The 24,228-nt window shown below is 32.5% G+C and carries 3 protein-coding genes; all 3 read left to right on the plus strand.

Annotated elements, in window-relative coordinates; all coding sequences use genetic code 11:
- The first annotated feature begins 149 nt into the window (after positions 1-149).
- From L1276_RS17915 to L1276_RS17925, 3 genes are read left to right on the plus strand one after another with little or no spacing between them, the layout of a single operon-like run.
- The gene (locus tag L1276_RS17915; protein ID WP_253790231.1) at positions 150-9,827 is read left to right on the plus strand and encodes a non-ribosomal peptide synthetase; all 9,678 of its coding nucleotides are present in this window, start codon (positions 150-152) and stop codon (positions 9,825-9,827) included.
- Complete coding sequence (locus L1276_RS17920) at positions 9,827-21,061, plus strand: non-ribosomal peptide synthetase (protein WP_253790234.1); 11,235 nt, start codon at positions 9,827-9,829, stop codon at positions 21,059-21,061. Before L1276_RS17915 ends, L1276_RS17920 begins: the two co-directional genes overlap by 1 nt.
- A 4-nt stretch (positions 21,062-21,065) precedes the next feature.
- Positions 21,066-24,194 carry an amino acid adenylation domain-containing protein gene (locus L1276_RS17925; protein ID WP_253790236.1) on the plus strand — a complete coding sequence of 1,043 codons (3,129 nt, stop codon included), beginning with the start codon at positions 21,066-21,068 and terminating at the stop codon, positions 24,192-24,194.
- The last annotated feature ends 34 nt before the right edge of the window (positions 24,195-24,228 follow it).

The following is a 24,228-nucleotide window of genomic DNA, read 5'->3' on the forward strand; positions in this document are numbered from 1 at the left end:
TTTTTTATATATGCTTTTAATTAAGGAAATATAATGGAAAGCCGAATTAAGTTCGGAAATAAAGAAATTAAGAAGAGGCAAAGAGAAAAGGGTAATGAAGAGGAAAGAAGTAGAATAGGCAATTAACAAATTTTGACACTGCAAAAGAAATGAAAACACTGCTTAAAAAATTAAATGAGTTTAATATAAAAATTGATCTACTTGATGATAAGCTTGATATTCAGGCTCCAAAAGGAGTTATGACTCAGGATATATTAAATGAAATTAAGTTAAATAAAAATGAATTAATAGAATTTATTACTTTATATAAAACAAAAAAAGACAGCCATATATTTATCCCTAAAGTTCCGGAACAATCTAGTTATGCTTTATCTTCTTCCCAACGCAGGTTGTGGCTGTTAAGCCAATTCGAAGGAGGAAATGTAGCCTATAACATGCCGAATGTTTTTGAATTGGAAGGCAAATTAGCCATCCCTTCTTTGCAAAGTGCTTTTCTGTCGCTTATAGAACGCCATGAATCATTAAGAACTCTATTCAAAGAAGATGAATCAGGGGAGGTTAGGCAAGTGATATTGAATTTGAAAGATATTCAATTTCAATTGCAATATGAAGATTTAAGCAAAGAAAAAAATTCGGAAGGAAAAATAAAATCTATTATTCAGGAAGAAGCAGCATTTGCTTTTGATTTATCAACCGATTCTTTACTTCGAGCCAAATTAGTAAAAACATCACAAGATGTCTATTTATTTATTTGCGTGATGCATCATATTATAAGTGATGGATGGTCATCAGAAATAATGACCAATGAATTATTTGAATTATATGATGCTTATGTAAAAGGAAATCCTAATCCATTGCCACCACTAAAAATACAGTATAAAGATTATTCCACATGGCAGCAGGAACAATTGAAGAATGATACTATAGAAGTCCATAAATCCTATTGGCTGCAACAATTTAATGGAGAGATTCCTGTATTAGATTTACCTTCTTATCAAACAAGACCCGTAAATAAAACCTATAATGGAAATTCTGTAAAAAAACTTTACAATGAGAGTCTGTTAAGTGATTTCGATAAATTATGCCAATTACAAGGCAGTACCTTGTTTATGGGGTTACTAACGGCTGTAAAAGTATTATTGTTTAGATATAGTAATCACAAAGATATAGTTATAGGAAGTCCTATAGCAGGAAGGGAACATATAGATTTACAAAATCAAATTGGTTTTTATGTAAATACTCTGGCCTTAAGAACACAGTTTGAAGCAGATGACAGTTTTAAAGAATTGTTACTAAAAGTAAAAGAGGTTACCCTTGGAGCATACGAACATCAAATTTTTCCATTTGATGAGTTAGTAGAGTATTTGCCGCTCAATCGGGATACGAGCCGTAATCCATTGTTTGATGTTATGGTTACAGTTCAGAATGATGATTTATTTAAAGTAAGCAGCCAAAAAGAAAGAGAAGTTAAAATTAAGGGATACCAATCTGAAGAAAAAGTTCTCAGCAAATTTGATTTAGAATTTGCTTTTAAAGAAACAGCTGAAGGACTGGGTTTAACACTGATATACAACACTGATATTTATTCAAAATATTTTGCAGAAAATATATTAAATCATTTTGAAGTCTTATTGCATTGCATTATTGCAAAATCTGAAGTTTCCATCGGTTCATTGGATTATTTGACAAAATCGGAAAAATATCAGGTATTGTCAGGGTTTAATGATACAGAAGTAGTTTATCCTAAAGACAAAACAATAATCGATTTATTTGAAGAGCAGGTAGAGAAAACACCAAATAATATTGCTGTTGTGTTTGAAGAAACCGAATTAACTTATCAGGAACTCGATGAAAAAACGAATCAATTTGCATCTTATTTAAGAAAAAACTACGCTATTGAATCCGATGATTTAATAGGGATAAAGCTGGAGAGAAGCGAAAAATTTATCATCGCTATTTTAGGCGTGTTAAAGGCTGGTGCAGCTTATGTTCCTATAGATATCAATTATCCTAAAGAGAGGATAGCCTATATGGAAAAAGACAGCAATTGTAAAGTTGTTATTGACGAAGAGGAATTGGAAAGATTTAATGTAGTCAAAGAAAAGTATTCTCATGAAAAAGATAAGCAGGTTATTAAAAACAATGATCTCGTTTATGTTATCTATACTTCTGGTTCTACGGGAACTCCAAAGGGTATTATGATGGAACATATAAGCATGTTCAATCTAATCGTTTTTCATAACAAACAATTTCAGACCGGTGATGTTTATAAAGTATTACAATTTACAAGTATAAGTTTTGATGTCTCTTTTCAGGAAATATTTACAACGTTAACAAGAGGGGCAGCCTTATATCCAGTTACAGAAATAGTTAAAACAGATTCAAACGAGCTGTCTGCTTTTATAAAAAGCAACAACATCGATACCGTTTTTTTACCAACGTCATATTTTAAGATATTAATTGAGGTTAAGGCCTTCTATGACTTATTAAAGTCCAATTTAATAAAACATATTATAGTTGCGGGAGAACAACTAATATTAAGTAATGAGGCAATAGATAAAATTAGTGAATCAGATACTAAACTCCATAATCATTATGGTCCGGCTGAAACACATGTTGTTACAACAATTACAATAAAAGACAATTACCTGACATATAATCCGCCCATTGGCAGTCCAATCTCAAACACACAGATTTATATACTGGATGAAAATTTGCAATCAGTGGCAATAGGAGTAACCGGTAAAATTTATATATCAGGCACGGGAGTTTCAAGAGGTTATTTAAACAAACCAGAACTTACGAAAGAGAGGTTTATTGCAAATCCTTTCAAAGCTGGAGAGCGAATGTATGATACGGGAGATTTAGGTTGTTGGTTATCTGATGGGAATATTGAATTTTTAGGCAGAAAAGATCATCAGGTAAAAATTAGAGGCTACAGAATTGAGCTTGGAGAAATAGAGAACGTTATATTACAGTACTCAGAGGATTTAAATCAAGTAATTGTAGAGACCAAAGAAGTAAATGGAGAGAAAACATTAGTTGCTTATTTAGTCTCTACCGCAGACATAGATAAATCGGAATTGAGAAGTTTTCTACAGGAAAAATTACCAGATTATATGGTTCCAAGCTTTTATCCAAAATTGGACAAATTGCCATTAACCCCAAATGGAAAAATAGACAGGAAAGCGCTGCCAGGAATTTCGGGAGAAGATATTGCAAGAAAAGAATATATAGCTCCAAGAAATTGGGTTGAAAAAAAATTGGCAGACATTTGGCAGGAAGTTTTAGGAATCCAAAAGATTGGAGTTACAGATAATTTCTTTGAATCTGGCGGTCATAGTATTAAAGCGACTCATTTGGTTTCTAAGATTCATAAAGAACTAGGAATTAAAATTCGAATTAGTAATGTCTTTGAAGCAAGAACAATTGTAGAACTCTCAAAAACGATTGAGGCTTTAAACGAAACCAAATTTACTGAAATTGAACCTCTGCCTAAGCAGGAAAGTTACCTGACGTCTTCTTCTCAACGAAGATTATGGGCTGTAAGTCAATTTGAAGGCGCCGCAAAAGCTTACAATATTTCTGGCATCTATATTCTTACGGGAAATCTTGATAGACAGGCTTTAATGTCTTCTTTTAAAACACTTATCGAGCGTCATGAAAGCCTTCGGACAGTATTTAAAGCAGGAGAAGAAGGAGAGCCAAGACAATATATTTTATCAGGCACCGATTACATTTTTAATATTGATTACCATGACTTTAGAAGGCTTGAAGCCAAAGAAAATGAATTAAAAAATAAAGTATCGGCATTATTAGAAACGCAATTTAATTTAGCCGAAGGGCCATTATTAAAAGTAGATATAATTCAGCTTGAAGACGAAAAATGGGTTTGCAGCTGCATATTACATCATCTAATAAGTGATGGTTTATCTATGGAAATTCTTATAAAAGAATTATTCTTATTTTACAATATATATGTAAATGGAGATTCGAAGATGCCCAATCCATTGAGAATTCATTACAAAGATTATGTTACTTGGCAAAACAAACAATTAGATGACCGAGTATTAAGAGGGCATGAAGATTATTGGCTTGAACAATTTCAAGGAGATATTCCTATACTTAACTTATTAGGAGATAAAGCACGACCAAATATTAAAACTTACAATGGTGCTATAAAAGAAAAAACAATAAATGCCTCAAGTTTAAACACTTTAAAGAAACTTTTTCAAGAAGAAGAAGTAACGCTATTCATGGGATTACAAGCCATTGTGAATACTTTACTTTATAAATATACAAGTGATGAAGATATTGTAATAGGCAGTCAAATGTCTGGCAGGGTACATACTGATTTAGAGAACCAAATAGGTCTTTACATTAATGTTCTGCCTTTAAGAACTCGTTTTAAAGGAGCAGACAGCTTTAGAGAATTATTACAAAATGTAAAAAAAGGGACATTAGAAGCTTTTGAGCATCAGCTTTATCCCTTTGATTTACTAATAGACAATTTAAAATTAAAGCATGACATTAGCCGTAATCCTTTATTTGATGTAACAGTTGTTTTACAGAATGCAGATCTGGATGAAAAAGTCACATTAAAAAAAATGGGAGATTTAGACATTCAAGTTTACAAAGAATGTGAATTGAATGTAAGCAGGTTTGACCTTAGTTTTAACTTCATTGAAACCAAGGGAGAGCTTTTAACCACTCTTGTGTTTAATACAGACATTTTCAATGAATTTACTATTAATCAATTATTACAGCATTTTGAAAAAATAGTAGAAGTTATTAGTGAAAAACCCGAATACACTCTGGATGAAATCAATATTTTAGACAAAAAAGAGACAGAAAAAATTCTTTTGGATTTTAATGATACTGCTATAGAATATCCAAATGATAAAAATATAATAGAATTATTTAAAGAGCAAGTAGAGAAACATCCAAATAAAAAAGCACTTGTATTTAATGGAGAAGCACTGACTTATAAAGAATTAGATTATAAATCAGATCAATTAGCAGTCTTTTTAAAGCAAAATTTCGATCCAAAAAAAGAGGATCTTATTGGTATTGCTCTAGATAGATCACATATGTATATTGTTGCTATATTAGGAATACTAAAATCGGGAGCAGCTTATGTTCCTGTAGATCCTGATTATCCTAAAGCACGCCAAGAATATATCATTTCAGATACAGCAATAAAAATACTAATTACCCAAACAGAATATCTTTTCAATTACGATTTCTATCAAGGAGAATTTTTTGCAATTGATGTACAATTAAACGACATCCATGTTCCAAATAATGAAATCACTGCTAACTCAGCAGCTAATGACCTGGCATATGTAATATATACCTCTGGATCTACCGGAACACCTAAGGGAGTTATGGTAGAACAAAAAAGTATTGTTAGATTAATAAAGTCTATGAATTACGTAAATATAGATGCAGAAGATAACATCTTAAGTTTATCTAATTTTACTTTTGACGGTTCTGTTTTTGACATTTTTGGATCTATACTAAATGGTGCTACGCTTCATATTCCTCTTAAAGAATGTTTTCTTGATTATGAAGTTTTAGGAGAAACAATTAATCACAATAAAATATCTATATTCTTTTTAACTACAGCACTCTTTAATTCTTTAGTTGATATTAATTTCTCAAGATTTGACACCTTAAAATATGTACTGTTTGGAGGAGAAAGAGTTTCAGTATCCCATGTAAAACAATTTAAGGAACGCTATAAGCAAGTCAATTTAGTTCATGTTTATGGACCAACAGAAAACACGACGTTTTCTTCTTTTTATAATGTGGAACAAGTTGACGATAATGTGAATACGATACCGATAGGAAAAGGGATCTCAAATTCAGAATGTTATATATTAAATCATGAGGATTATAAAAAAACAATTCCGCCAATAGGAGTTGTTGGTGAAATATATGTGGGAGGAGCAGGATTGTCAAGAGGATATTTGAATAATCCTGAAATGACTGCCGAAAAATTCGTACTTCATCCTTATAAAAACAATAAAACTATTTATAAAACTGGAGATTTAGGAAGATGGCTGCCAGATGGAAGCATTGAGTTTATAGGCCGCGTAGACGATCAAGTAAAAATAAGAGGACATCGTATAGAATTAGGAGAAATAGAAAATATTTTGTCGAATCACGACGACCTTGTTTCATGTATTGTCATAGCAAGAGAAACTAAAAATAAGGATAATGAACTTGTTGCCTACTATACTAGCAGAGCTAAAGAAATAACAAACCTTCCAAAATATTTGAGAGAGCACTTGCCAGATTACATGATTCCAAAATATTTTGTATGTCTGGAAGCATTGCCTTTAAATTCAAATGGGAAAGTAGATAAAAAAGAACTGCCAGAACCAGAACTAGATTTAAACCTTGAAAAAGTAATAGTAAAAGCAAGAAATGAAACAGAAGGCAAATTAATTGAGATTTGGAAAGAAATATTAGATTTTGACCAGATAAGCATCACTGATGATTTCTTTGATTTAGGAGGACATAGTTTAAAAGTGACCCGATTAATAAGTCAATTACACAAGGAGTTCGACGTTAAAATTGAACTAAAAAATCTATTCGAAACAACGATATTACAAGATCAGGCGATGCTGATTGATAATGCTGTTAAAAGTCATTATTATCAAATTCCGAAAGTTCAAGAACAATCTAATTATCCACTTTCTTCTTCTCAAAAAAGATTATGGATTCTAAGTCAATTTGAAGATGCCAACACAGCATATAACATGCCGGCGGTTTTTGAATTCACAGGAACTTTAAATTATAAAAGTTTAACGTTTGCTTTTGAAAGTCTTATTGAACGTCATGAAAATTTAAGAACAGTTTTTAAAGAAAATAAAGAAGGAGAACCCAGACAATACATTTTATCAGCTGAAAATGTTGATTTTGAGGTGATCTATAAGAATCTTCAAGAAGATACTAATAAAAAACAAACGTTGGCGGCATATTTAAAAGATGACGTTGAAACTAACTTTAATTTAGAGTCTGGACTACTATTAAAAGCTTCTGTCTATCAAATAGAAGATGATAAATGGGTTTTTAGTTATGTTATGCACCATATAATTAGTGATGGATGGTCTATGGACATTTTAATTAAAGAACTATTAGAAACATATAATGAATACAATAAAGGTGTTAATATAGAAAAAGAAACTCTTAAAATTCAATATAAAGACTATGCTGTTTGGCAGCAAAATCAATTCAAAGAAGGAAAATTAGAGCTTCATAAAAAATATTGGCTCAAACAATTTGAAGGAGAATTACCTGTGCTTCAATTACCCGAAGATAAACCAAGACCTGTGGTACAGACGTATAATGGTAAAATAATTCAAACAAAAATAGCTGCAGATTTAACAGAAAAACTTAAGTATCAAACTAATCAGGAAGGAGCCACTCTATTTATTAGTTTACTCACCATAGTTAAGATTTTATTATATAGATATACAAATTCTCAAGATATTATTATTGGTTGTCCTATAGCCAATAGAGAACACGCAGATTTAGAAGATCAAATAGGGTTCTATTTAAATACATTAGCACTTAGAACACAGTTTGACAGCTCGAATTCATTTAAAGAATTATTCCAATTAGTAAAACAAAATACACTAGAAGCTTATAAGTATCAAGCCTATCCCTTCGATGAATTAATAAACGATTTAAAACTACGAAGAGACATGAGTAAAAATGCTTTATTTGATGTAATGGTGGTATTGCAAAATGCAACAAATAATCAACTTACTAAAAATAAAGAATACCAAATAGAAGGACTGTATATTTCTGATTTTCAAGATTTTGATTACGAAGTAAGTAAGTTTGATTTATCATTTAATTTTCTGGAAGTCAATGACGAAATAGAAGCCGGTATAGAATATAACAGCGATATATATACTGAAGAAACAGCTCAAAGAATGCTGCATCATTTAGAGCAGGTAATTTTAAGCGTAGTAGAAAATCCTGACATTAAAATCAATGATATAGATATTCTAACTATAACAGAAAAGAAGCTGTTATTAGAAAAATTTAGTTCTACAGATTCAAGGAATATTTCTGAAAAAACAATTATACAAGAATTTGAAAACACGGTATTGAAATACCCTGAAAACAAAGCATTATTATTTGATAAAAAGTATTTTACTTATCAGGAGTTAAATGAAAAAGCAAATCAATTAGCGCATTACCTTAAAGGAAAATATGCTGTTGGATCTGATGTATTAATTGGAATTGAACTTGAACGAAGCGAGTGGCTGCTTATAAGTATGCTGGCAATACTAAAAACAGGATCAGCATATTTACCCATAGATACTGAATATCCTAAGGCGCGTATAGAATTTATAAAATCAGACAGTTTTTGTAGTTGTATAATTGATGAATTTGAATTATTGAAATTTAAACAAGAGGTAGACACTCTTAAAAAAAATAACTTAGAAAGGGAGATTAATAATTCGGATTTAGCCTATACAATTTATACTTCAGGAACAACAGGAAACCCAAAAGGAGTAATGGTTGAGCATGCTAGTGTATTAGATTATTGTTCAACTTTTATCGAAACCTTCAAGTTAAATGAATTGGATACTATCATCCAGCAATCTTCAATATCTTTTGATACCCATGTAGAAGAAATATATCCCGCTTTAATGACAGGAGCAACAATTTTAATGGGAGTAACTGGAGGTAGAGATATTAAAGAAATTCAATATCTAATAGAAGAAGAAAATGCTACAGTTTTAAGTTCTACGCCATTAATAATAAAAGCATTAAATGAGTCTGAGTTTAATGTGAACAAATTAAGATTATTAATAAGCGGGGGAGATAAACTTAATAGAAATTATGTCTCTAAATTTCTAGATACAACCATAGTATATGATACTTATGGACCAAGTGAATCTACAGTTTGCAGTGCGTATTATAAAATTAATAATATTTCTGAAAAATGTATCATCGGAAAACCGATAACAAACAGAACCATAACTATTACCAATGATAAAGGACTGCTTCAGCCTATAGGAATTATTGGAGAGATCAGGATAAGCGGTTCCGGGTTAGCCAGAGGATATAAAAATCAATCCCAATTAACATCAGAAAAATTTATTACAAGTGAATTGCTGGGCAGAACCTATAAAACAGGTGATTTAGGAAAATGGCTGCCAGATGGAAATATTGAATTTATAGGAAGACAAGATGACCAGGTAAAAATTAGAGGATACAGAATAGAATTAGGGGAGGTTGAAAATAGTTTACAAAATCATCCTGCCATAGAAAGTGCAGCCGTTTTAGTTGCTTTAAATAATGAAGGAATAAAAGAATTGGCCGCCTATTTTGTAGTGAAAGAAGAACTTAATGTACTTGATTTAAGAAGGTATCTGAATAGAATATTGCCGGAATATATGATTCCTTCCAAATATATTAAAATAGATAAAATGCCATTAAATACAAATGGGAAAATCGAGAAAAAAGCTCTTCATGAACAAAATGGAAGTCTTTTAGAATCTGGAATTCCATTTGCACCAGCAAGAAATGAAATTGAAATTAAGATAATGCAGGTTTGGAAAGATTTACTTGAAAAAGAATCCATTGGTATTTACGATAATTTCTTCGATTTAGGAGGCGAAAGTTTAAAAACTACACGGCTTATAAATAAAATTAATGAATTGTTTTTAGTTAAAATTAAGATAAAAAGAATCTTTGAGGATCCTACAATATCTGGAATTTCTGAACATGTGAAATTTATGTTACAGCAAAAAGAATTATTTGAAAACAAAGAACTTCAAGAAATAAATATAGATTGATGAAAGATTTATTAAATAAAATACAAGAGAATAATTTATTATTAAAAGTTGTCGATGGTAAACTAAAAGTGTTTACTAATGGAGCAGACATTAATAAAAACTTAATTGCAGAAATAAAGGCAAGAAAAGAAGAGTTAACAGAAATTATTTTAGAAAATGGAAGCCTTGATAATTCAAATAATATAAATAACACAATACACAAAACTCCAGAATTAAATGGATACCCTTTATCATCATCTCAACAAAGGTTATGGACATTAAGTCAGGTAGATCGTGCTAGTATTTCTTATAATATGCCTAGTATCTATGAATTAACGGGTGAGTTTAGTTATGAATTATTAAATCAATCTTTTAAAAATTTAATATACCGTCATGAAATCCTTAGAACAGTTTTCAAAGAAGATGCGCTGGGGAATGTAAAGCAGTATATAAGAAACATTGAAGATGTAGATTTTTCGTTAGTAGAGATAGATTTTAGAGGAATCAATACTTATAAGCAAAAATTAGAAACATATATAGAAAAAGAATGTGCATTACTATTTGATTTAGAAGAAGGTCCTTTATTAAGAGGTGTTGTAATTCGTTTAACTAATGAAAAATGGATATTTTGTTTTGTAATGCATCATATTATAAGTGATGGCTGGTCTATTGATGTCATGATGAATGAATTGATAGGGCTGTATAAATTACTAGGTGAAAATAGAGTTGACACAAAAAAGGAACTCGAAATCCAATATAAAGACTACGCTGTATGGCAGCAAGACCAGCTGGTTAATGGTCATTTAGAAAAAGATAAAACCTATTGGTTAGAACATTTAAAAGGAGATTTACCAACACTATCCCATTTTGGAGATTTTCCCCGTCCGGCAATAAAAACCTATAACGGAGGAATAGTAGAGCGTAAAATAGGTACGGCACTTTATGAGCAATTCAAAACTTTGTACAAAGCGCATGATGGTACGTTGTTTATGGGATCTCTAAGTCTTCTAAATGTAATATTACAGAAATACACAGGCCAGGAAGAATTTATTATAGGAAGTCCGGTTTCCGGAAGGACTAACACTGTGCTTCATGATCAAATAGGTTTTTATGTAAACACCCTGGCACTTCGCACTACATTTTCGTTAGGAGACAGTTTTGAAACTCTTTTTGGAAAGGTCAAGGAAAATACACTTAATGCCTTTGAACATCAAGACTATCCTTTTGATGAACTTTTAGATGATTTAAACATTAAAAGAGACTTAAGTAGAAATGCATTATTTGATGTAATGCTGGTAGTTCAAGATTCAAAAGAAAAACAAATAGCAGATGTACTAGAAGGAACTTCCCTATCTATATCACCTTATAAAAATGAAAAACATTTTGGAAGTAAATTTGATTTGTTATTCTCATTTACAGAAGTGTCAGACACTTTAAGTATAGTAATAGAATACAATAGTGATATTTTCAGTAAAAGCCTATGCGAGCAGTTATTACTGCATATGGAACAGCTGTTAGAAGAAATATTGTCCTCTCCCCAAAAAGACCTGTCTACGATTTCATGTTTAAATGCAGTAGAGGAACAGGAACTATTGGTGGATTATAATGCAACAGAAACAATATATGAAGAAGGGATTTCTTTACTGGGTTTGTTTAAGGAGCAAGTCGCATTGTTTCCTGAACAAACAGCATTGATCTATGGTAAAATCTCATTGAGTTATAGTGAGCTGGATGTTCTGAGCAATCAATTCAGTCATTATTTGGAAGAGCACAGTGAATTGGTTTTGGAAGATTTAATAGCCATAGCCCTGCCTAAAAGCCATTGGCAGATCATATCGATTTTAGGTATTTTAAAAGCGGGTTGTGCGTATGTTCCAATCGCTTTGGATTATCCACAAGACCGAATAGACTTTATGGTATCCGATACCAAAAGTAAAATTGTGATCACACCAGAACTCCTATTCGATTTCGAATCCAGGATTGGAGACTATTCCACAGAAAAAGACATATGCTCGAGGGATTTATCCAGTTTGGCTTATGTGATGTACACTTCAGGATCTACAGGACGGCCTAAAGGCGTTTTGATAGAAGACGGAGGTATTATTCGATTAGTTAAAAATTCGAATTATATCAATTTAACACCAAGTTCCATCTTATTGTCTACAGGTTCCTTCTCATTTGATGCTGTTACTTTTGAATATTGGGGAATGCTGTTAAATGGCGGGACATTGATCTTAAGTGAAGAAGATCTCTTCTTGTCTCCCATAGATTTATCTTCTTTAATAAAAGCCAAAGGAGTCACAGTAATGTGGTTTACTTGCGGCTTACTGAACCAGTTAATAGACGAGGCCATAGATGTATTTGAAGGCTTGAAGACTGTATTATCCGGAGGAGATCGCCTGTCACCTGTACACATTGGGAAATTACGTTCAAGATATCCTTCGTTGGAAATCATAAACGGCTATGGACCAACAGAAAACACAACCTTTTCAACCACTCATTCAGTAAAAGAAGTAGGTACAGGAACCCATACAATTCCAATAGGAACCCCGATAAGCAATAGTACTGCTTACATATTGGATGCTGCCATGTCTTTGGTTCCAAAAGGAGTAGTAGGTGAACTCTATTTAGGAGGGTCTGGAGTCTCAAGAGGCTATTTGAATAGAGAGGATTTAACAGAAGAAAAATTTATATCGTCTCCTTTTATTACAGGACAGCGTCTATACAGGACAGGAGATTTAGTAAAGAGGAATCAAAATGGCGAAATCGAATTTATAGGGCGACAAGACACCCAAGTAAAGATCAGAGGCTACCGTATAGAATTAGGTGAAATTGAACATTTGTTGAGTACTTATCCCGGGGTAAATTCTACGTTAGTAGTGGTAGAAGAGAGTCAAGGCGATAAGCTGTTGTTAGGGTACATTACCAGCGAAGAAGCAATAGCAGAGAGTGTTTTACGCGACTGGCTGCTTCGAAGATTACCATCTTATATGGTGCCAAGTTACATACATGTACTGGAGCGATTTCCGTTAACAGTAAATGGCAAAATCGACAGAACTAATCTGCCAGGCATTACTGGAATGCTCTCAAACAACGATTTATATGTTGCACCAGAGAATGAAACAGAGAAGAAATTGAGTGAGCTGTGGATGGAGATCCTCAATGTCCCTCAAGTAGGATTGTTGGATAACTTTTTTGAATTAGGAGGGCATAGTCTCAAGGCGACAAAACTAATGAGCAGAATTCATAAGGAATTCAATGTCAAACTCCGATTATTAGAATTCTTCAACCATCCAGATTTGCAATCACAAAGTGCGTTGATATCCTCCAAAACATCAGTGAGATACGATTCCATCCCTCGACTTGAGGAACAAGATTCTTATCCCTTATCATTGATGCAAAGGCGTTTATGGATCATGAGTCAATTTGAAGATGCTAATGTCGCCTACAATATGTCGGGAGTGTATGTATTTAAGGGGCATTTAGAGTTGTCTTTGTTAGAGCAGTCCTTCAAGACCTTAATATCCAGACATGAGATCTTACGCACCTATTTTAAGAATGATGTCTCAGGAGATATCCGTCAATACATACAGTCCATTGCATCCGTAGATTTCAGTTTGGGATTTGTAGATGCCCGCAAGTTCTCAGAGGCTGAACTTTCGTTGGCATTATCCAAGACATTACAAACCCAATTTGATCTGTCACAAGGATCTTTGTTACGCGTTGACATATATCAAGTGTCAGAAGACTCCTGGATATTTAGTAGTGTTATACACCATATTATAAGTGACGGCTGGTCTTTGGAGATATTGATCAAAGAACTCTTGATACTTTATAATAGTCTGGTAACAGGAGTGTCACACTCTTTACCTCCTTTACAAATCCAATACAAGGATTATGCCTCTTGGCAGTTGAATACGCTTACTGATTCCAGTTCGGATCAGGCCTATTGGTTTAATCAATTTTCAGGGGACTTACCCGTCTTAGATCTCTCTGGTGGTAAGGTACGTCCAGGAATAAAGACTTATAATGGAGGTGTTTATAACAGCAAGCTCTCCAAAACATTAAGTAATACTTTGTCTGCTTTATTACAAAAAGAAGAAGCTACGCTATTTATGGGTCTGTTGAGCGCAGTGAACGCATTATTTTATCATTACACTGCTCAAGAAGATATCATAATCGGTAGTCCCATAGCAGGACGTGACCATAGAGATTTAGAAGATCAGATAGGATTTTATGTCAATACCCTCGCCTTAAGGACCCAATTCAGCAAAGAAGATAACTTTGAAGAACTATTGTCTAAGGTCAAGACAGTTGTTTTAGATGCGCATGCACACCAATTATACCCGTTTGATGAGTTAGTGTCGGGCCTAGGTCTGCAACGTGATATGAGCCGCAACCCCTTGTTTGATGTGCAGGTAATCGTTCAAAACAAAACAAGTACAGAGACGATCACCTCACAAGAATTAGAAGGTCTGTCTGTAACGCACTATGAAGGAGAGGTATCCCACACGAGTATATTTGACCTTGTATTTAACTTTATAGAAAGTGAAGACGGTATTAATATCAGTACAATTTATAACACAGATGTTTTTGATTATGACTGGCTCGTCCAAATACATAACCATTTAGAAGAGTTGTTAAAAGAGATGTTAGCGAGCTCAAAAACATCTCTTTCAAAGTTAAGCTGCTTAACAGAGCAAGAAGAGAACCATCTATTAGAAAGCTTTAATGCTTTGAAAATCCCTTATGATAGTTCTAGAACGATAGTGAGCCTGATAGAGGAACAAGTAAAGAAAACTCCAGATGCCATAGCCGTATATTATGAAGGAATTCGTTTAAGTTATCAGGAACTAGAAGACCGTTCCAACCAGTTAGCCCATTATTTAATAGAAGAATATGGTGTTTCCGGGAATGATTTAATTGGGATTATGATGGATCGTTCCGAGCTGATGTTTATTGGTATTTTAGGGATTTTGAAATCAGGCGGCGCCTATGTGCCTATCGATCCTGATTATCCAGAATCAAGAAAGGAATACATTCTAAAGGATACTCAGTTAAAAGTCTTGCTGACCCAATCAGACTACATCTTTGATTTAAGCTATTATAGCGGGAACCTGTTCGCCATGGATCTGCAGTTATTGGGGCTGACAAACTCCAAGCATGCACCATCATTATCTATCAAGGCAAATGACCTGGTGTATATTATCTATACTTCAGGTTCGACTGGAAACCCCAAAGGCGTTTTAGTGTCCCATGGTAACTTAATTCACTCATTGGCCCCACGCGAATCTGTCTACGGTAGAATAGACCGCTTTTTGTTATTGTCTTCTATAGCCTTTGACAGTTCCGTAGCCGGAATTTTCAGTACTTTGAGCACTGGCGGACAATTGTGTGTCACCAAGGGCTCCGACATAAGTAATGTGCCTTTTATAGCAGACTATATTATCACCGAGCAGATTAGTCATTTGTTAACTGTACCCTCATATTATCGTTTACTATTAAATTCCTTGTCAGAAGGCGGCTCAAGTTCATTAAAAGAGGTTACGGTAGCAGGAGAACACTGTCCGATAAGTCTAATAACAGACCATTATAGCAGTGCTATAGGGCAGTCAGGCTGTAGTTTATTCAATGAGTACGGTCCAACGGAATGTACAGTATGGAGTAGTGTCCATAAATATGAGGCAGGTGAGAAAGTTACATCAACCATAGGCAGGCCAATAGCCAATAGCCATATCTACATATTGAACATAGAAGATGCTTTGGTTCCGATTGGAGTAATTGGAGAAATATGTATAGGCGGAGCAGGAGTAACCAAAGGGTATTTAAACCGCCCGGAATTAACCAATGAGAAGTTTGTAACTGATCCGTTTAATGCGGAAGGGAAGATGTATAAAACTGGCGATTTAGGAAGATGGAATGCCAAAGGAGAGATTGAGTTTTTAGGCCGAAAAGATGATCAGGTAAAAATTAGAGGCTATCGCATAGAACTAGGAGAGGTTCAATATGCCTTAGAAAGTTACGAATCAATAGAATCTGCAATAGTATTGGCCAAGGACAACCCCTCTGGTGATAATGAGCTGTATGTGTATGTACTGGGAGATGTCGCTTTAAATGTATCAGAGCTAAAGCAATATCTAGGAGGTATATTACCAAGTTATGCCATTCCATCCAACTACACACAAGTATCCTCATTTCCTAGAACTCCCAACGGAAAGATCGATACCAAGGCCTTATTAGCCATGGAAATTGCAGGACTAGAGAGTGGAGCTGCTTATATCGCTCCAAGAACAGATGAGGAAGAAATGTTGGTAACGATATGGCAAGAGGTACTTAACAAAAAGAAGATAGGGGTTAAAGACCATTTCTTTGATTTAGGAGGAGATAGTTTAAAATTAATTCGATTAATAAGTTTAATTGACAGAGAGTTTAATATAAAATTAGAGCTAAAAGATATTTATGAAATTCAATCATTAGAAGACCAAGTTAAGGTTATAAATGAAATTAAAAATAGTGAAGTCAAAAATATAGACCTGGCTAATGATTTACTCACTAGGTTAAAAGAACTTAATATTACTATAAAAGCAGTTAATGACAAATTAGATATTAAAGCACCTAAAGGTGTTATAAATAAAGAGTTATTAAGTGAAATCGAAGTCAATAAAGAAAGTTTAATTGCATTAATTGAACAATATTCAACATCTAAAATAACATGGGATAAACAGATTCCAGTAATAAAAAAACATGAAAATTATGAATTATCATCTTCTCAAAGGAGAGTTTGGGTTTTAAGCCAGATGGAAGATGGTAATGTAACATATAACATGCCAGAGGTTTATGTTTTTAAAGGAGAGTTGAACTTAGAAGCATTTGATTTAGCCTATCATACGTTAATACTTCGTCATGAAAGCTTAAGGACTAATTTTAAAGAAGATGAAAATGGAGAAATTAAACAGTTTATTAAAGAACAGGAGGACGTTAAAAACAAAATTACCTTTAAAAACTTAACAAAAGATAAAGGAAAAAGAGATAAAGTAGGACAAACTATAGATAAATTATGTAATTATAAATTTAATCTTTCTTCTGATGATTTATTAAAATGTACTCTATTACAGGTAGAAAATAATGAATGGGTATTTTGTTATGTAATACATCATATCATTAGTGATGGATGGTCAATGGATATTTTAACAAAAGAGCTATTTGTGTTGTATAACGCCTTTATTAAAGGAGAAGAAAATCCATTAACGCCACTTCGCATACAATACAAAGACTATGCTTCTTGGCAGCAGAAACAATTACAGGAAATTGATAGTGAGGGACATAAAAAATATTGGTTGAAACAATTTGAGGGAGAAATTCCAGTATTAAATCTTCTGACCGATAAAAAAAGACCAGTAATTAAAACATTTAATGGAGGTACTATTAATAAACAACTTCCTAAAACTACAATAGAAGCTTTAAAAGAAATAAGTACGAAAGAAGGAGGTACCTTGTACATGAGTCTTTTAGCAATAGTGAATATACTTTTATACAGATATACGAATCAAAATGATATCATTATAGGTAGTCCGGCAGGAGGCAGAACACATTCAGATTTAGAAAACCAAATAGGGTTTTATACCAATACTTTAGCTTTAAGATCTCAATTTGAAGGAAATGACAGTTACTTAGATCTATTAAAAAAAGTTAAAGAGATAGCTCTAGGAGGTCTTGAGCATCAAATATATCCATTTGATGAATTAGTAGGTCAATTAGATCTACAAAGAGATATGAGCAGGAATGTTTTATTTGATGTATTTGTAGCATTACAAAATACAGTTATAAGTAGTGAAAACAGATCATTCCCAGGTTTGCAGATAGAGAGCTATAATGAAACAATTATTAAAGTCACAAAATTTGATTTAACATTTAATTTTAATCAGAGTTCTGATGGTTTATGGTTAAGTTTAGAATACAATTCAGATTTGTTTTATGAAGAAACGGCAGATCGAATCGCTTTACATTTTTTACAGGTTACAGAAAGTATTATTGCCCATCCAAATAAGTCAATAAACGATTTAGAGTATATAAATGACTTTGAAAAGGAACAATTGCTTAATAATTTTGGAGCTAAGTCTTCGGCATATGATGAAGAACAAACCATAGTATCACTTTTTGAAGATCAAGCAGACAAGACCCCGGATGCGATTGCTTTATTATTTCAAGAAAAAGAATATACGTATAAAAACCTTCAAGAAAAATCAAATCAACTAGGAAATTATTTAAGAAATAAATATAAAATCCAGCCGGAAGATTTAGTTGGTATTAAGCTCGAGCGTAATGAATGGATAATCATTGCAATGTTAGGTGTCTTAAAATCCGGAGGCGCTTATATGCCCTTAGATCCATCTTACCCTCAAGAACGAATTGATTACATGTTACAAGACAGTTCTTGTAAAGTAGTTATAGATGAAGAGGAGATTTTAACTTTCCAAAATGAAACGCATTATTATAAAGAAAATGATATTTCTTTTATAAATACGCCTAGTGACTTAGCGTATGTCATTTATACTTCTGGATCTACTGGAAAACCGAAAGGAGTGATGATCGAGCATAAAAATGTCGTTGCTTTTCTTGAAAGCTGTAAAAGCAGGTTTGGACTTTCTAATATGAAAATGCCTTTATTGGCATCTAATGCCTTTGATATCTTTTTATTCGAATCTTTTTATCCTATGCTGACAGGAGGTACTGTGTTAATGCTTTCGAATGAACATATTAGAGATATGTACTTATTAGCAGATATTTTAAAAAATGTGAATGCATTTCATGCTGTACCAGCGCTGATGTCACAAATATTAGCTCATATAAAAAACACAGGAGAAATAGAAGAATATTATGGAATTTCAGATTTGTTTATAGGAGGTGATAAAGTTTCTACCAGTGTACTAAAAGAAATGCACGAAGTGTTTCCAAGGGCGTCAATCTATGAGTTATATGGACCTACCGAAACAACAGTGTTTGTTACTGCAAACCATTACTTAAAAAAACCTAGTGAAAATAATTATAATGGTGCATTGATAGGTACACCAAATAAAGTCTCATATACTCAAATATTAGACAATAAAAACAAATTATGCGGCATAGGAATACCAGGTGAAATTTGTATAGGAGGTAATAGTGTGGCAAGAGGATATTTAAAAAGAGAAGTATTAACAGCTGAAAATTTTATTACTAATCCATACAAAAATGAACACGAAAAAATATATAAAACCGGAGATTATGGAAAGCTGCTTTCCAATGGCGTTTTAGAGTTTATTGGAAGGAAAGATAATCAAGTTAAAATAAAAGGCCATCGTATTGAACTAGGAGAAATAGAACACGCTTTAAATAGTTTAAGCTTTGTAAAAGAAGCAGTTGTAGTAGTAAAAGAAATGTCAAAAAATAATGATGAAGTAGTGGCATATCTAATCAGCGATGAAGAAATAGAAATAAAATCCTTAAGGAATATGTTACAGAAAACATTAACTGTTTATATGATTCCGACCTATTTTATACAATTAGATGCATTTCCGCTCACTACTAATGGTAAAATTGATATAAAAGCACTGCCAAACCCAGAACATTCAGATTTAAAAGATCAGGAAACCTATGTTTCACCAACGAATGAAATAGAAGAAATAATAGTAGGTGTTTATCAAGAAGTGCTTAGAAAAGAAAAAATAGGAATTAAAGATGATTTTTTCATTATGGGAGGAGATTCTATAAAATCAATTCAAATAGTTGCTCGCTTAAAACAAAGAAACCTTTCCTTAACGATTCAAGACATCTTACTAAATCCGGTTATTGAAGATTTATCAAGAATAGTTAAAAAAGTAGATGGAACTATTTCTCAGGAAACTGTAAAAGAGGAGACTGGTTTAAGTCCAATACAGTCTTATTTCTTCGAAAAACACCCAATAAATCATCATCATTTTAATCAATCCATACTATTGTTTAATAGTGAAGGGATTAAGGAAGAAGGTGTTCGAAAAGTATTTGACAAAATAATGGAGCATCACGATGCTTTACGAATGACTTATCATAAATCGGCATCAAATGTTTGGATGCAGAAGAATCATGGGGAAGAATTAAAGTATGATTTGGAACAATGGAATTATGATGATTTAGACAGTTTTCATGAAAAATGCGAACAATTACAGTCTAGTATCAATATAAATGAAGGATCACTATTAAAACTAGGATTATTTAAAGGTGCAGCCGGCGACCATTTACTAATTGTTATTCATCACTTAGTAATTGATGCTGTTTCCTGGAAAATTTTACTAGAAGATTTAGAAATATTGTTTAATCAATATACGTTAGGTGAGACTTTAAAATTACCATTAAAAACAGATTCATTTGTTCATTGGCAGAAAGAATTGCAAAGGTATTCTAAGACTGTGGCTTTAGAAAAAGAACAGTCCTACTGGGCATCAGTAAATGCAACAGCAATAGATAAAATTCCTTTAGACAAAGACAGTGGAAATAATTTTGTGAAGAATGAATCTACTCAATCGTATAGCTTAAGCAAAGAGTTAACAGAAGTTTTATTAACTAAATGTAATAAAGCATACGGTACAGCAATAAATGAAATTTTATTAACAAGTTGTGTAACTGCCATTAAAAAAACTTTTCATCTTCAGGAAGTGGCTGTTTGGATGGAAGCACATGGGCGTGAAAATATTGATGCAGATATAGATATAAGCAGAACAATAGGGTGGTTTACGTCTATATATCCAGTCGTTTTCAGCCTAAAAGAAGACAAAAATATTTTAGAATTAATATCGGTTAAGGATACTTTAAGACGGGTCCCTAATAAGGGAATTGGTTATGGAGTTTCAAAATATTTAGCATCAAAAGAATATACTATAAACCCTGAGATTTCTTTTAACTATTTAGGAAATTCTAACGATAGTACAGAGATAAAGCAAGACACAAAATTATTTGAGATAATGGACCAATATAAAGGGAATGAGAGTTCACTAATAATGGAAAGAGAGCATCTTTTAGATATAAAAGCAATAATATCTGATGGATGTGTAAATGTAGAGATAAGTTATAGTCAAGATCAATTTTACGATGAAACCATAAAGGAAATAATAAAACAAAGTAAAATTAATTTAACAGGGTTAATTGAAGAATTATCAATGGAAAAAGAAGCCTATACAACCCCTTCTGATTTTACATTTAAAGGATTGAGCATGCAAGAATTAGAACAATTAAACAAAATTTAATAAAATGGAAGATGTATATCCGTTAAGTCCTCTGCAAAAGGGAATGTATTATCATTGGTTAGCCTCTCCAACATCTTACTTTGAGCAAGTAAGCTATAGGTTAAAAGGAAGTTTAAATATAGCATTACTAGAAAAAAGCTATGAAGTTCTGGTTAATAGACATGCAGCTCTTAGAACTTTTTTCACCCATAAATTTGGAGAAGACGTTCTGCAGGTAGTTAAAAAAGCAGGAGAGTCAACATTCTCCTATGAAGATGTAAGCTTAAATCCAGACTTTTCCTTTCAAGAATTTAAAGAAAAAGATAGAAATAAAGGATTTGATTTGAGCAGAGGCTCACAAATGCGAATAAGTGTTTTGAAAATAGAACACGAAACATACGAATTGGTTTGGAGCCAGCACCATATTTTAATGGACGGATGGTGTATAAGTATTTTAATTAAAGATTTTTTTCAGATTTATAATGATTTAAAAATCAATAAAAAACCGGTATTAGATCAAGTTGTTCCTTATTCAAAATATATACAATGGCTCGAAAAAGTAGATGTATCCAAATCAAAAGAATATTGGAAAAACTATTTATTAAACTATGAAACCAAAAGTTCACCTCCAAAAAAAACAGCAGTTGGTAAAGGATCTGTTTCTAAAGAAATTACTTTAAAAATTGAAAAATCAGTAAGAAACAGCATAGAGCATGTCTGTGCGAATCTGGGAATAACAGAAAATATTTTTATTCAAACAATATGGGGGATTCTTCTAGGAAAATATAATGGAACTAATGATGTTGTTTTCGGTTCTGTAGTATCTGGGAGACCTGCTGAAATAATTGGTGTTGAAAAAATAATAGGACTATTTATAAACACAATTCCTGTTCGTATACAATCGCATAAGGATATGACAGCAAAAGAACTTTTTAAACAAGTTATGCAGCAGTCCATTAATAGTACCTATCATCATTATATTCAATTAAGTGACGTATTAGAAGAGAGTAATTTAGGAAGAGATTTATTTGATCATATTTTAGTCTTTGAAAATTTCCCCATCGATGATAGTGTAATAGTTACGTCAGAAGAAGAACTTTCAGTATTAGAATCTGAAATTTATGAGCATAATAATTATGATTTTACAGTTGCTGTTGTTCCGGGAAAGGAGAGTTTAGATATCAGGTTCAATTATAACGGACAAATCTATGATGCTTTAAGAATGGAAAGATTAAAAGAGCATTTTAAAAATTGTATCCACGCCATTGCCAAAGATCCTGATAGTATTATTGACACACTGGATTATGTGTCAAAAGAAGAAAAGCAGCAAATAATAATAGATTTTAATACTGATACATTAGTATATAATAAAGCAAATAATCTAATTGCTCTTTTAGAAGAATATACAAAAAAAACACCTAATGAAATTGCGGTGGTTTATGAAGATAAAAGTATAACCTATAAAACATTAGAGGAAAAATCGAATCAATTCGCTCATTATTTAAAAAGCAATTATGAAATTGGGTTAGGTGATACTGTTGTGGTTAAATTAGAAAAGACCGAATGGATTATTATAGCCTTGTTAGGAATATTAAAATCTGGCGGGGTATATGTTCCTGTCGATATAAATTACCCAGAAGAAAGAATTCAATTTATTGTAGAAGATTGTAAGTGTAAAGTGATAATCGACGAAGAAAAACTAAGTCTGTTTAAAAATAAAACCGAAACATGGCCAATACATAATGATTTTAAAATAAGATTGTTACAAAATGATTTAGCTTATATTATTTATACATCGGGAACTACAGGGAAACCCAAAGGTGTAATGGTTGAACATAAAAATATAGTGTCATTTATTGAAAGCTGCAAAAAAGAATTTAGTATCGAAAAATTAAGATTACCATTATTATCATCTAATGCCTTTGATATTTCTTTATTTGAATTGTTTTATCCTTTAGCAACAGGAGGAACAGTTACAATTTTAAGCAATAATAATATTAAAGACATAAATTATTTAGCCCAATGCATGAAAAATGTAAATGCATTTCATGCTGTACCAGCTTTAATGACTCAAGTATTAAATTATATAAAAAGCACAAACACACAGCATCAATTTCAAGGAATTAATAACCTTTTTATAGGAGGAGATGCTGTTTCTACGAGCATTCTCAAAGAAATGAGAGAAGTGTTTCCCCACGCAGCCCTACACGAACTTTATGGGCCGACAGAGAGTACAATATTTGTTACCGCTCATCATTATGATAGTACTTCAAAAGAGAATGAATACAACGGAGCCGTAATCGGAAGTCCTAATCCAAATTCAAGCATATATATTCTTGATGAGCATAATCAAACTTGTGGATTGGGAATAGCAGGGGAAATATGTGTAGGAGGTGACGGAGTTACAAGAGGTTATATAAATCAACTAAAATTAACGGAAGAAAAATTTATCGAAAATCCATTTGATTTAAGCGGTAAAATATACAAAACTGGAGATTTAGGCTGTTGGTCAGCCGACGGTAATATTGAGTTTTTAGGCAGAAAAGACCAGCAGGTAAAAATACGAGGCTACAGAATTGAGCTTGGAGAGATAGAGAACACCATTTTACAGTATTCTGAGGATTTAAAACAAGTAGCTGTTGAAGTAAAAGAAAACAATCAGGAGAAAGTATTGGTCGCTTATCTAGTATCGAACATCAATGTAGATAAATTAGAATTGCGGAATTTTCTGCAAAGCAGACTACCTGATTATATGGTTCCGGGTTTTTATGTGACATTAGAAAACCTGCCCTTAACTTCAAATGGGAAATTAGATAGAAAGGCCCTTCCTGGTATCTCAGAACAAGACATTATTAAAAGAGAATATGCCGCTCCAAGAAACGAAACCGAAGAGAAATTAGCAGAGATCTGGCAAGAGATATTAGGAATAGAAAAAATAGGTATAACCGATAACTTTTTTGAATTAGGAGGACATAGTTTAAAAGCGACACGTTTAATCGCAGAAATTTTTAAACATTTTCAAGTAGAACTTAATATATCTCTACTGTTTGAAGCACCTGTTTTAGGAGATTTATCTAATGAAATAGATAATATAATTTGGGTTAATACGGCTATAGATGTTAAAGATGTAGAAACAGATGATATTGTGATATGAAAATTAAGAGACCAAGGCCAGGCAGAATACTAAA

The sequence above is a fragment of the Flavobacterium sp. HSC-32F16 genome (assembly GCF_024171645.1).
Taxonomy (GTDB): Bacteria; Bacteroidota; Bacteroidia; order Flavobacteriales; family Flavobacteriaceae; genus Flavobacterium.

What these genes read in the sequence shown, in the direction of transcription:
- L1276_RS17915 (WP_253790231.1), top strand. Translation starts at nt 150, where the DNA reads ATGAAAACACTGCTTAAAAAATTAAATGAGTTTAATATAAAAATTGAT.
- L1276_RS17920 (WP_253790234.1), top strand. Translation starts at nt 9,827, where the DNA reads ATGAAAGATTTATTAAATAAAATACAAGAGAATAATTTATTATTAAAA.
- L1276_RS17925 (WP_253790236.1), top strand. Translation starts at nt 21,066, where the DNA reads ATGGAAGATGTATATCCGTTAAGTCCTCTGCAAAAGGGAATGTATTAT.